Raw genomic sequence first — 12,447 nt, 5'->3', positions numbered from 1 at the left:
TGCTTGAACCAGGAATGAAGGCCGCACCCACAGGGGTCGCGGCCTTCAGCTTTTTGGGGTTTGCTGCGGAATGGAATTGAGGACCGGATTGCCATCTTTGTTGCGGGTCAGGTAGACCGGCAATACCTTGGGCAGGGACGCCACCAGGTTGTTGAGCTCTTTGATGTTGTAGATGCCGCCGATACGAATCGAGCCGGTGCTGTTGTCGGCCACCATCACCGGTTTGCTCAAGTAACGATTGATCAATGGCAGTGCGTCGGTCAGTGCCAGATCATCGAGCACCAGTTTTCCGCTGCGCCACGCCAGTGAGTTGTCATTGTCGTAGGTCTGACTGATCCGGGGAGTGAAGTCGCCGCGTCTGAAGCTCGCCTGCATCGCGGGCTCAAGGCGCAAGCCGTCTCCCGTCAGGGCATCATTGCTGCTCACCAGCACCGAACCTTCGATCAGGTTCACGCGTACCTGATCTTCATACATCCAGACGTTGAATTTGGTTCCGGTGACCCGAATCCTGCCTTCGGCCGCTTTGACAATGAAGGGGTGTCGAGTGTCGTGACTGACGCTGAAGAAGGCTTCGCCTTTTTCCAGCGTGATCCGACGCTGATCCTTGTAGTTGCTGAACGTCAGCTCACTGCCCAGGTTGAGTTCCACCTGACTGCCATCGCTCAGGGTGACCTGGCGGACATTGTCGTTCGCCTCGAAATGTTGATAGGAATTGGGCAGCCAGCCCAGGTTCCAGCCGCTATAGGCCGCCAATGGCAACGCCATGGCGCAAACCGCGGCGGCGATACCGAAGGTGCGCCAAGGCGTAGCAGGTTTGGCGCGGACCATCGGGACCACCACGGTTTCTGGACGCGGGAGGTCCCCCGCGACATCCCAGATCTCCAGCATGGCCTCGTACTCGAACGCGTGAAGCGGATGAGCGTCATGCCATTGCTCGAACGCCAGCCGCTCTTCAGCAGTGCAATCGTTGGCGTGCAGACGCATGCACCAATGCGCAGCGGCATCGGTGACAGCGTCATATTCGGCTTGCGAGAGAGGGTTGTCGGTCATTGACTCATCCTGATTTCCTGCATTCTAACCTTGTGAGGAAGTCTGCGAGAACAACCGTCATGGCATTTGCCCATCAAACTGGCACTTATTTTTAAATCTCACGGGGTGCTGGTGTGCAATTGGCGCCCCAGATGAGTGATCAGCCAGGTCACGCTGTCGGCGTTAGCGAGTTGCACCGCCAGTCTGATCAGTGGATCTTTTTTGAAGGTTGTACGGGCACCGCTCAGGTTGTCCTCGCCGGTCAAGGTCAAGATATGATTCTTTATCCGATCAGTATTTTCATCAGAAGTATCACCCAGGTCCTCCCATTCCCCGTCATCAGGGTTCATGACTTTGAACAGCTGTGTATAAGGCGTCTTGATTGACAGTGCGCTGCCCTGAAGTTCGCTTAAGGCAGTCTTGAGCTCAGTGGCGAAAGTACTGGCCGTTCCTATCAGGTCGACGAACGGTCTGCTGGAATCGAGATAAGAAATGTCTTCGGTGTTGCATGCAATGTGCGAAAGCTCATGGATCAGGGTTGCTGCCCGGGCATGAGTATTGATGGGGAAGGCGGCGTCGGATAGATGTTCGCGGTAGAGGTCGAAATTGGGAAAGAAGAATTTCTCTGCCAGGTAAATTTTCCTGTTTACGTCCTTTGGAAGGGTGAAACCGAAGGAGTTTTCCGCGTTGTCGAGAAGTTTTCCGACCACAAAACGCCTGGAGTTCGGCTTTCTGAGTGTGGGTTCCAACAAGGCCGCAAAAATGTCGCCCAGGACTTTTTCGAGCTTCTCCACATGTGCGTCCGTCACTGCAGGCACATCAATAAAATCCATGATGAGCCGATGCACGGGGGTGACCGTGCCGTCAGACGTTTTCAGCAGTTGCAGGTTGCGAAAGCTGTTCCAGGCATAGGTGGTTGCCAGATCCAGCGCCTCGTCAACCTGACGAGCCTTTTGCGGAAAAATTTGACGGATTTGGGTCATTCCATGTGCTTCGACATGCATGCTTCCCCAAGCCGATATCGCGTTCTGTATCCGGTTGATGAGGCTGAAGCGGGGTGCCGGTGTTCCCCTGTCCAGAACCCATTGCTTCGATTCGTTCAGACGTAGATAAGGGCCACGGTTTTTTGTGTCGCCGATACGCCAGCGGGTGCCGTGCTTTTCGACGGGATAGACTTTGCCTTCAACCGGCCCGTAGTGTTTTTTTGACGACGGATGAGAGTAGAGCCCAAGCTTGGAGTCGTGTGTCAGCGAACCCAGATCGACGTCAATGCTCTCCTGACGCTTCAGCTGCGTGCGCTCGGGTGCGGTGATATCGATGTCCTGCCATTTGAGTCGGGTGTTGGGCGTTTCTGGCGCGGGCGCGCTGGTCGTCGAAGGCTCCTTCACTGGATCCTCCATCGATTGCCGCAACGAGGCCAGTTGTGCAATGCCGCTGATAAATTCCTTTATCGCCGCCCCCCATTTGTGCGTTTGAAGGTCTTCGGCGGACTGCTTGATGTCTTGGTAACTGCGCCACACCGTGATCGGGTAGGCAAGCTTGCCCGTCAAGAACGTAAATGCCTCATGCAAATCTTCACCCAGCACATGCTTGATGGTTGCCCATTCACCCTGCTTGTTGTCATCGGTCTGACAACCGAGCAATCGGACTAATAACTCGACGTTGTCGTTGAACAAGTGTTTGAACAGATTCCCCTTGATCGGATTGGACGCCAGCGTCACTTCGGGGAGGCGGGTACTGGAGGTGGCCATCCTGTACTCAAGCTGTATCCGATCAGGCTGCGGGAGGTTCATGAGTACCCAGTCGAACAGACTGCCGCGGGTCTTCAGTTCAGTCAGCAGTTGTGTTTCATTCTTGTATTCTTTCACCCCGTGCCGAGGGCTGTGAGGCGCGACAAGGACCTGTGGTGCGGTGCTATCGGCCGATGAGCCAATCAGATAGACGCCTGGCACTTTGACCGCCTGTTCACTCTTGATGCCCAGGAGCTCAAGTGGGCGGATGATCGCGTGGGCACCATCGACTGCCGCGCGGGCGATAGCGTCAGGCATGTCCATGACTTGGCGTATCAGATCAAACCCCGTCTCGCTCAGGCGCTCCTGCAGTTTTTCCGTGTGGGCGTAATGCATCAACTGCCAGGGCAATTGCGTGTAAAACCGCTTCCTGCGGTCCGCTGCGTTTGCCTGGGTGTCTGCAAAGGCTTCGTTCAATGTTTTCTGCTGATGTTCGCCCAGCTTCAAGTTTCGTATCAGGTCTCTGATGTAGCTTTGGTCCATCTCCTCGGGAATCACGGTGCTATCCAGCGACACCCGACTGAAATGGGTTATGTCCAGATTCTTGAAGTGGGTCAATGCAAAGTCGGTCAAGGTTTGGATGCTGGCCGCAGACCTCGGCCGTGCGCTGATCAGGATCTGGACCTTGTCCGGATCGATGTCGAACTTATCGGCCTTGAGTTGTTTTTCAAGTGCATGGTGAGCCGTGCGCGCCAGGGAGCGTATGCCGGTGAGGTAATCCTGGTCGTCGGTGACGTTGTTGAGGTATTGCTGAAGCAACTCCCCATGCAATATCTGATCTTTGATGGACGCCTTGGCCAGCCATGCCGGCAGTTTTTGCTGAGTGGTCAGGGATTGGGCAATGTCCGTCGCGCGGTCTAACCCGGTCATCGGTTGGCGTAACGCCACCAGCTTCAGAAGACTGGCCAGGGTCGTCGCGGGGAGCTTCGTGGCCAGCGCACGGGTGAAGCACGCCTGGTCCAGCTGGACATAGGGCTTTTGCACCTGATCGAGAAAATGCTGATCTATTCGCTGTAGTGGGGCGAGGGTGTAGTGCTTGCCAGGCAATCGCTCGCTGCGTCCAAGGTTCTCCAGAAGTGTGGTGCGATCATCGTCGTCTTTGAGGCGTCGCCCCAGCTCGGTCAGCAGCGGTGCCAACGCCTTGTAGGCTTCAAATCCCGACGCAGGCGTCCACAGAATTGCCTTGCCCGAATGCAACAGGTCCAGGCCACCTCGTTCGGTCAGCACAAAACAACTGGCCAGTTTTAACGGGGCAGCGGAGTCGCCTGCCTTCAGCGCCAAGGAAAATACGTCCGGCAAAAAGCCGTTCAATGCCGCTCGCTGCAAGCGTACCGGGGTATCAAGCACGGTTTTGATGATCGCCTGTTCCGTCGCACCCAGGGTGCGCATGACGGTGTGCAGCTTCAATTCACTGCGCAATGCCGTTGACAGGGTATGAGTGAAACTCGATTGCAGGCTCTCGACTGACGAATTGACGATACGCTGCGCTTCGGCAATCGTGCGGGTGGTTGGGGGAATGACCGGGTGGTTTTCGAGGAGTTGGTCGAGCGCCACCTTAACGGAGGAGAGTCGGGCCAGTTGCTCTTTGGCCGACTCGGCACGAACGGTGGCCGGTTGCGCGCTCCAGCGCTGGTCTGCGTGTGTGCTCCAGCGTCCCGCGGCATCGGCCGCCAGCAGTCGATCGTCGATCAGTCCCCGGACATCCAGTGCCTTGTCGATCAAGGCATGGGGATCCTGTGTACCTTCGCTTTCACGGTAACGGCGCAGCGCGTGGGACAGGTTCTCCCGTTGTTTGCCAAGGATGTCGTCCATCAATTGTTCAAACACCGGGCTGATGATCGGTTCACCGACAATGACGCGCTTATCCGGCTCCAATGAAAGAAACGTGCCGCGTTCGTCAAAAGACATGAAGTTGAACAGCGTGTCTTCGTGGCCTTCGCTTTTCATCATCTCCAGGACGATTTTCCTGACAGCGGGCAGGTCGCTCGTCGCCTCGATGCCTCTGGACTGGGTGTACAGAAAGCCCAGGGTTTCGCGGCTGCCGATCATCAAGGTCGAGGCCAGCTGCGCGTAATGCTTGAAGGGCGCGGTGACACGCACTTTTTCGATGCGAAGAGGATCGACGGTTGCAGGTTCGAGGCTGACATTCATCAGTCGCAGGTATTCCTGCGTCGTTAGAACACCTTGCTGACGCTGAAGCAAAAGCTTCACGTGAAAGGTATCGCGCAAACCCTCGGCAAAAAACGCCGAGCGTGACTGTCCGTTGCTCATCGGTGTGTTCCAGAACGTCTTGAGCAGGCTTTGCAAGTGAGGGGTAAAACTTTGCGCGATCTCTTTGACTGCGCTTTCCCAGGCCTGGTTATCGGCGTCGCTGCTCACACTGTGTTGGGGATTGGAAAAGACTCTGGAATCGCCAGTTGGCCAGTCGTTGGTCAGGTAGAAATGCAGCAGGGCATCGCTCAGTGACTGCGAGGAAAGCGTGTGTGGGTAATCTTTGCCGAAGGCTGAAGTCGGCATGACAAAGCTCTTCAGTCGAGTAAGGCGCTGGTCCAGTTTGGGAAACGGTTTGTACAACGCGTTCTTGAGGGTCTCGTCCAGCATCGATTGCAGTGTTGGCAACTTGATCAGCTCACCCATCATAGTTTTGATGTTCTGAGCCTGATTGCGCTCGAGGGTGAGCTCCTGCTCCTGGAACACCGCCCCTTCGATTATTTGCGTGGCAATGTCTGGCGCAGTGGCGGCGGGTAAAGCGCTGCGTTGTTCGATGGAGAGAAAGCGCAATAACTCACGCTTCCCAGTGGGCTGTGCCAACCATTCCTTGAGCCTACTTTTGAGGTCGTCCATGTCCGCGAATTTGATCAGGCCTTTCCACGGTGTGTAGAGCGTGACTTCTCCATCGTTGGGCTGGCTCATGGCAAAAGCGCCGGCCAGGGGGATATCGGGCGCATCAGGCACGCTTAAAAGCAGCTGATCGACGTGCATGGGCTTGTTATTGGCGATACGGACTTCATGCGTCGCCAGATACACAACCTTCAACCACTTCAGGTCATCAAGCGTGAAGTACAGCGCTTTCTCGCGATCACCGGGCTGTTTGGCATTGGATGCAAGTTCTGCCTCGTCGAAAAAATACGGCAGTGGGGGAGCAATCATGGTTTTTCCTCGATGTGCTGCGATCGGCGGGTAATCGCCGGTCGTTGGATTGAGGAAAAACAGTACGGTCAGTGGAAGGCTCGGGTGCGGTACATATTGCTTGATCCGAACAGGCTGTCGAGACTTGACAGGACGCCGGTAGAACAGCGCTTAATCGACACCTGTTTTGGGTTGCCCTGCAACCTCGCTTCACCCTGTTGCCCGTATTCAATAATAAAACTGGAGCTTCAGATGACCGCAACGCCCGAAGTGGCCGTCAGTTCGAACACTCAAACGCTCGATTTCGACGCGCTCGTTCTTTTGCTTGAGCAGATTTTTCAGCGCCATGGCACCTCCGCCGATGTCGCTAGAACACTGGCCCTCAACTGCGCCGGCGCCGAACGCGATGGCGCCCATAGTCATGGCGTGTTCCGCATTCCCGGTTACGTGTCGACGCTCCAGAGCGGCTGGGTCAATGGTCAGGCCGTGCCGGTGGTCGAGGACGTGGCTTCGGGCTTTGTCCGGGTCGACGCCGGTAATGGTTTCGCCCAGCCGGCCCTCGCGGCAGCGCGCGCACTGTTGGTGGAGAAGGCCCGCAGTGCTGGCATTGCGGTGCTGGCGATTCGTAACTCCCACCATTTCGCCGCCTTGTGGCCGGATGTCGAGCCCTTCGCCTATGAAGGCCTGGTGGCGCTGAGCGTGGTCAACAGCATGACTTGCGTGGTACCGCACGGCGCCGATCGTCCGCTGTTCGGGACCAACCCGATTGCGTTCGCCGCGCCTCGGGCTGACGGCGAGCCGATTGTCTTCGACCTGGCGACCAGCGCCATTGCCCATGGCGATGTGCAGATCGCCGCACGCAAGGGCGAGCGATTGCCGCCAGGCATGGGAGTGGACGGACTTGGCCAGCCGACCCAGGACCCGAAAGCGATTCTTGAGGGCGGCGCGTTGCTGCCGTTTGGCGGGCATAAAGGTTCGGCGCTGTCGATGATGGTCGAGCTGTTGGCGGCGGCGTTGACCGGCGGCAATTTTTCCTTCGAGTTCGATTGGTCGAACCATCCGGGGGCCAAGACGCCGTGGACGGGCCAACTGTTGATCGTGATCGACCCGAGCAAGGCGGCCGGGCAGAATTTTGCCGAGCGCAGTCAGGAACTGGTCCGGCAGATGCACGGTGTGGGGCTCAAGCGTTTGCCGGGGGATCGACGTCACCAACAGCGGGCCAAGTCCAGCACCGAAGGCATCCGGCTTGATGCTCAGACGTTGGCGAGTTTGCGGGAATTGGCCGGGCTCTGAGTCCTGCATACTCTCAGTCTGCATAAAAGCCGGGCATGAAAAAGGCGAGCTGCGTGCTCGCCTTTTTGCTGGGTACTGATTAAACGGGGTCGCTTAACGCCGACTCAGCAACAACCCGACTACCAGGCCGAAACCGGCAGAGATCGCCACGGTTTGCCACGGATGGCCACCGATGTAGGTTTCAGTGGCTTCGACCGCAGGTTTGGTCCGGTCACGAACGCGGGTGACGGAGTCCCGCGCCTGCTGAAGTTTCTGGGCGATCTGCCCACGAAGTGTGTCCGCTTCCTCTCCGACGAGCGAGGCACTGCTTTTGAGCAGCTTTTCCGACTCTTCGATCAGAGCCTGAAGTTCGCTGAAGGCTTGATCCTTGATCTGGTCTTCGGCGACTTGTGCGGCGGTTTTCCGGGCCATTGAGGTACTCCTTGCAGATAAATGGGCAGTGAACAGTGGAGTCTGTCGTCAGCGAAAAAGTTGCAGTGGATTTTCGCGTTGACCCAACCCTGACGAAAAATCCTGAGTCGGACATTTCTTCCTACAGTGTAAGATGTCGCCTATTTTACGCAGCAGGTAACTCCCATGAGCTTCAATCTGGCCGACAAACCCCTTGCCGAGCGCGCTGCGCTGGAAGATGAGAAATCCCGTCTGTTCGATCTCTGGCAAAGCAACCTGGGCAAGTCCAAGGGCGAAGCCGCGCGGTTGTTCGGTGAACGCGCCAAGCGCAAAGGCAAATGGGCCGAGTGGGTCCGTGCCGAACTTGACGGCATGTCGCCCCCGGAATTCGCGAACATGGTGCGCAGTGAAGTCAATCGTCTGATGGCTGCCAAGTAGCGCTCGCAAAACTCGCGACAATCGCTTCCCGTACTTTCAGCACCACCGGATCAAGCTGTGTACTGGTGCGCCAGCCCAGTTCGATCGGGTATCGCGGCAACGCCAGAGGGCAGGGCAGCAGCGCCAGTCCGCTGAGCGCCGCAATGCTTTGGGCCGCATGGGCCGGAATGGTCGCCACGGCCTGACTGCCCTTGAGCAAGTGCGGCAACGCGGCAAAGTGTGTAGTCGAAGCGCATACCCGCCGACTCAACCCCAGCGCCGCCAGCCCCTCATCGGTGATCCCGATAAAGCCGCCCGAAGACACCAGAATGTGTTCGCGGGCAACGAACTCATCAAGGCTGAGGGTCTGCTGTCCCTCGGCCAGGCTGAGCGGGTCCACCAGGCACAGATAACCGCCTTCTCCCAACACCTGACGGCTGAGCAAGCGCTCGGCAAACCCACCGGCGGTGATCGCCAGATCAATGCTGCGCTCCATCAACGCCTGAGCGACGATCTGGCTGTGGGTCTGACGAAAGATCAACCGCAGCTTCGGCGCGACGCGGGCGATTTCTTCGATCAGCCGGCGCCCATAAGCGATTTCGAAATCATCGGACATCCCCACGGTCACCGAGCGCCCGTCGTAATGGTGGGCGGCCGGATCGACCATCGCCAGGCTCTGCCGGCATTTGTTCAGGGCATCGCTGACCACCGGTTTCAACTGGTTGGCCTTGAGCGTGGGCGCGAGTCCGCGGCCGGTGCGCACGAACAACTGATCGCCATACACCTCGCGAAGCCTTCGCAGTGCCGCGCTGACCGCCGATTGAGTCACGCCCAGACGCAACGCGGCCCGGCTGGCGCTGGACTCCTCGTGGAGCGCTTCGAAGACTTTCAGCAGGTTGAGATCGACGGCGGCGATATTCATTTGGTTCATATCATTCAGCAGTGAATGGGGCTTTATTGATGATCCCGTGGCGCCTGAGAATGAGCAACACCTCATTGCTTTCGGAGTTACTGCGATGCCCAAATCAATCGTTGCTGCACTGCAAATCGGCTCTTTGCCCGGCGGCAAAGCCGAGACCCTGGAACAGATCCTTGCCTGGGAAAGCGCGATTATCGAATCCGGTGCTGCGCTGGTGGTCATGCCGGAAGCGTTGCTCGGCGGTTACCCCAAAGGCGAGGGCTTTGGTACTCAGCTGGGTTATCGACTGCCGGAAGGTCGTGAAGCCTTTGCCCGGTATTTCGCCAATGCGATCGACGTGCCCGGCGCGGAAACCGAAGCGTTGGCCGGGCTGTCTGCGCGCACCGGCGCCAACCTGGTGATCGGTGTCATCGAGCGCGCCGGTAGCACGTTGTACTGCACCGCGTTGTATTTCGATCCGCAGACCGGGCTGGTCGCCAAGCACCGCAAACTGATGCCCACCGGCACCGAACGGTTGATCTGGGGCAAAGGCGATGGCTCGACGTTGCCGGTGATCGACAGTCAGGTCGGGCGGATCGGCGCGGTGGTGTGTTGGGAAAACATGATGCCGTTGCTGCGCACCGCGATGTACGCCAAAGGCGTGGAGGTCTGGTGCGCGCCAACGGTGGACGAGCGGGAAATGTGGCAGGTCAGCATGCGTCATATCGCCCATGAAGGACGCTGCTTTGTGGTCAGCGCCTGTCAGGTTCAGGATTCACCGCACGCCTTGGGCGTGGAGATCGCCAACTGGCCGGCGGACCGAGCATTGATTGCCGGTGGCAGTGTGATCGTCGGGCCGATGGGCGACATTCTGGCAGGACCTCTGCGTGACAGCGCCGGTTTGCTCACCGCAGAAATCGACACTGACGAGCTGGTCCGTGCCCGTTACGACTTCGACGTGGTGGGCCACTATGCGCGCCCGGACGTCTTCGAACTGACAGTAGATGAGCGCGCAAAACCCGGCGTCCGTTTTAACGCATAACTCATGTGGGAGCGGGCTTGCTCGCGAAGGCGGAGTGTCAGTCGACAGGAGAGTTGCCTGACCCACCACTTTCGCGAGCAAGCCCGCTCCCACATTGGATTGGTGTCGAGCACGAGTTGTGTGACTGGCACCGCTCCCACATTGGATCTTCAGTGCGGCTGTAGCCACTCTTCACGGGTGATTTCCCAGAGGTCTTTGGGGAATCGCCCGCTGACGAAGTCGCCCTCATCGCTGCGGATCAAGCGCATGCCGGTGCGTTCCGAGAGTTTGCGCGAGCCGAGGTTGGGCGCTGCTTTCGGTACCCGCATCACGGATCGGCCGAGGGTTTCGAACCAGTACTCGGTGACCGCCGCACTGGCTTCGGTCATCAAGCCCTGGCCTTGCCATTCTGGCGCGAGCCAGAAGCCGCGGTTGTTGTCCTGTTCATCCATCAGGCTGATGTTGCCGATCAGTTGCTCGGGCGCCGACTTCAAACGAATCGACCAGTGCCACTCTTTACCAGCGGCAATCGCCGGCAAAGCGATGTCACGCAGATAGGTCAGTGCGCCGTCGGCGGGGTACGGCCAAGGTACCAAGGCGTTGAGATAACGCACCACTACCCAGTGCGGAAACTGTTGCTGGATGGCTTCGGCATCGGACAATTCCAGCGGGCGCAGGATCAGGCGTTCGGTGTAAAGCATGGGTGTGGCTTCCATGTTCTTTGTCGCTCCTTGAGTCGTGAATTACCAGGTGCCGGTCGTCGACGTTGGCAGGCTGAGTTTGCCACTGTCCACGAAACGCAGGGTGCCGAACAAGCCGCCCGCGAGTTTGCCGCGCAGGACGTAGGGCAGGTTGTCGAGCGTTTGGGTTTTGCTCAGGCCCAGTGTCTGAGCATTTTCTAGCGGTTCAAGGGTGCGACAGCTGCGGGCGAGACGGGTTCACCCTTGGCCGGGACATCCGGGTTTTCCATGACCCGCAGGATCGAGGCTTCCGGATCGAAGTCGTCTTCTTCCAGCTCAATGAATTCTTCAGGCAGGAAGATATTCAGCACGATTGCGCACAACGCGCCGACGGTGATCGGCGATTCGAAGATATTGTGCAGCGCCTTCGGCAACTCGCGCAGCACTTCCGGAACCGCCGCGACACCCAGGCCCATGCCGAGGGAAATCGACACGATCAGCATGTTGCGCCGGTGCAGGCCGGCTTCGGCGAGGATCTTGATCCCGGCGACCGCGACGGTGCCGAACATCACCAGTTCAGCACCACCGAGTACCGGTTTGGGCATCAGCTGCAGCACCGCGCCGATCATCGGGAACAACCCCAGCAGCACCAACAAACCGGCAATGAAGAACGCCACGTAGCGGCTGGCCACGCCGGTGAGCTGAATCACACCGTTGTTCTGAGCGAAGGTCACCATCGGCATGCTGTTGAACACGGCGGCCATGGCCGAATTGAGGCCGTCGGCGAGCAGACCGGATTTGATCCGGCGGATGTAGATCGGGCCTTTGACGGGCTGCCGGGAAATCATCGAGTTGGCGGTCAAGTCACCGGCGGCTTCCAGCGGCGACACCAGGAAAATCACCGCCACCGGCACAAACGCCACCCAATCGAAGTTAAAGCCGTACTTGAATGGCACCGGTACGCTCATCAACGGTACGTCGGGCAGGCTGGCGAAATTGACGTCACCCATCAGCCAGGCCACGACATAGCCGAGGGTCAGGCCGATGACGATCGCACCGAGGCGCAGGAACGGCACATCGACCCGGTTCAACACCACAATCGTTCCGAGCACCAGGGCCGCCAGGGCCAGATGACTGGCCGCGCCGAGGTCCGCCGCACCGAAGCCGCCGGCGATGTCGGTCATGGCGACTTTGATCAGCGACAGGCCCATCAGCGTGATGATCGTGCCGGTCACCACCGGGGTGATCAGCATCCGCAATTTGCCGATGAACTGGCTCAACACCACTTCGATGAAGGCGGCGAAGAAGCACACACCGAAGATCGTCGACAGGATCTCATCGGTGCCGCCACCCCGAGCCTTGACCATGAAACCGGCACTGAGAATTACGCTGATGAATGAGAAGCTGGTGCCTTGCAGACACAGCAGGCCGGAACCGATCGGGCCGAAACGCCGTGCCTGAACAAACGTGCCCAGCCCCGAGACGAACAGCGCCATGCTGATCAGGTACGGCACTTCGCTTTGCAGACCGAGGGCGCCACCCATGATCAGCGTCGGGGTGATGATGCCGACGAAACTCGCGAGCACGTGTTGCAGGGCGGCGAAGACGGTGGCGGTCAGATGCGGGCGATCGTCGAGGCCGTAAATCAGGTCGTTATTGCGCGGGGCAGGGGCTTTTTCAGAGGCGGTCATGGTGATGTGCGTGCCAGAAGGCGGGCCGGGTCAAAAAATGGAGGCGCAGGATGCCAGCAGCGGGCATCGAGGGCAACGCACAACGCACTGATCGTTCCCACGCAGAGCG

The 12,447-nt window shown here is 58.6% G+C and carries 9 protein-coding genes; 3 read left to right on the top strand and 6 right to left on the bottom strand.

All coding sequences use genetic code 11. The features are described from left to right. Positions 1-45: 45 nt before the first annotated feature. Both CKW16_RS19915 and CKW16_RS19910 read right to left on the bottom strand, forming a co-directional pair. Positions 46-1,050 carry a FecR family protein gene (locus tag CKW16_RS19915; RefSeq protein ID WP_095129988.1) on the bottom strand — a complete coding sequence of 335 codons (1,005 nt, stop codon included), beginning with the start codon at positions 1,048-1,050 and terminating at the stop codon, positions 46-48. A 98-nt stretch (positions 1,051-1,148) separates the two neighbouring features. After that, the gene (locus CKW16_RS19910; RefSeq protein WP_095129986.1) at positions 1,149-5,969 is read right to left on the bottom strand and encodes a dermonecrotic toxin domain-containing protein; all 4,821 of its coding nucleotides are present in this window, start codon (positions 5,967-5,969) and stop codon (positions 1,149-1,151) included. A 231-nt stretch (positions 5,970-6,200) separates the two neighbouring features. Between CKW16_RS19910 and CKW16_RS19905 the strand changes: the two genes are divergently transcribed. Then, the gene (locus tag CKW16_RS19905; RefSeq protein ID WP_095129984.1) at positions 6,201-7,241 is read left to right on the top strand and encodes an Ldh family oxidoreductase; all 1,041 of its coding nucleotides are present in this window, start codon (positions 6,201-6,203) and stop codon (positions 7,239-7,241) included. Positions 7,242-7,334: 93 nt separating this feature from the next. Here the strand turns inward: CKW16_RS19905 and CKW16_RS19900 are convergent, their stop codons facing one another. Further along, positions 7,335-7,652, bottom strand: coding sequence for a YqjD family protein (locus tag CKW16_RS19900; protein ID WP_095129982.1), 318 nt, complete (start codon positions 7,650-7,652; stop codon positions 7,335-7,337). Between the two features lie 165 nt (positions 7,653-7,817). Here CKW16_RS19900 and CKW16_RS19895 point away from each other — a divergent pair, with 165 nt between their 5' ends. After that, positions 7,818-8,069: a hypothetical protein gene (locus CKW16_RS19895; RefSeq protein WP_008155229.1), complete on the top strand. Its 252-nt coding sequence runs from the start codon at positions 7,818-7,820 to the stop codon at positions 8,067-8,069. Here CKW16_RS19895 and CKW16_RS19890 read toward each other — a convergent pair. Further along, the gene (locus tag CKW16_RS19890) at positions 8,044-8,979 is read right to left on the bottom strand and encodes a LysR family transcriptional regulator (protein ID WP_095129980.1); all 936 of its coding nucleotides are present in this window, start codon (positions 8,977-8,979) and stop codon (positions 8,044-8,046) included. The two genes, CKW16_RS19895 and CKW16_RS19890, sit on opposite strands and share 26 nt — an antisense overlap. A gap of 85 nt (positions 8,980-9,064) precedes the next feature. Here CKW16_RS19890 and CKW16_RS19885 point away from each other — a divergent pair, with 85 nt between their 5' ends. Then, entirely contained in the window at positions 9,065-9,988 is a 924-nt protein-coding gene (locus tag CKW16_RS19885; RefSeq protein ID WP_095129978.1) for a carbon-nitrogen hydrolase family protein, read from the top strand. 149 nt (positions 9,989-10,137) lie between these two features. Here the strand turns inward: CKW16_RS19885 and CKW16_RS19880 are convergent, their stop codons facing one another. Further along, a complete protein-coding gene (locus tag CKW16_RS19880) occupies positions 10,138-10,683 on the bottom strand; it encodes a GNAT family N-acetyltransferase (protein ID WP_095129976.1) in 546 nt (181 codons plus the stop codon). A 182-nt stretch (positions 10,684-10,865) separates the two neighbouring features. Then, on the bottom strand, positions 10,866-12,338 hold the full coding sequence (locus CKW16_RS19870) for a nucleobase:cation symporter-2 family protein (protein ID WP_095129974.1): 1,473 nt from the start codon (positions 12,336-12,338) through the stop codon (positions 10,866-10,868). Positions 12,339-12,447: the final 109 nt, after the last annotated feature.

Source organism: Pseudomonas sp. Irchel s3h14 (assembly GCF_900187425.1).
In the GTDB taxonomy this organism is placed as follows: domain Bacteria; phylum Pseudomonadota; class Gammaproteobacteria; order Pseudomonadales; family Pseudomonadaceae; genus Aquipseudomonas.
Note: the sequence above shows the minus strand (reverse complement) of the source record. Positions and strands in the feature narration are given on the sequence as shown.

Coding starts and splice junctions, on each gene's coding strand:
- CKW16_RS19895 (WP_008155229.1), top strand. CDS start 7,818: ATGAGCTTCAATCTGGCCGACAAACCCCTTGCCGAGCGCGCTGCGCTG.
- CKW16_RS19910 (WP_095129986.1), bottom strand. CDS start 5,969: ATGATTGCTCCCCCACTGCCGTATTTTTTCGACGAGGCAGAACTTGCA.
- CKW16_RS19870 (WP_095129974.1), bottom strand. CDS start 12,338: ATGACCGCCTCTGAAAAAGCCCCTGCCCCGCGCAATAACGACCTGATT.
- CKW16_RS19900 (WP_095129982.1), bottom strand. CDS start 7,652: ATGGCCCGGAAAACCGCCGCACAAGTCGCCGAAGACCAGATCAAGGAT.
- CKW16_RS19885 (WP_095129978.1), top strand. CDS start 9,065: ATGCCCAAATCAATCGTTGCTGCACTGCAAATCGGCTCTTTGCCCGGC.
- CKW16_RS19905 (WP_095129984.1), top strand. CDS start 6,201: ATGACCGCAACGCCCGAAGTGGCCGTCAGTTCGAACACTCAAACGCTC.
- CKW16_RS19890 (WP_095129980.1), bottom strand. CDS start 8,979: ATGAACCAAATGAATATCGCCGCCGTCGATCTCAACCTGCTGAAAGTC.
- CKW16_RS19915 (WP_095129988.1), bottom strand. CDS start 1,050: ATGACCGACAACCCTCTCTCGCAAGCCGAATATGACGCTGTCACCGAT.
- CKW16_RS19880 (WP_095129976.1), bottom strand. CDS start 10,683: ATGGAAGCCACACCCATGCTTTACACCGAACGCCTGATCCTGCGCCCG.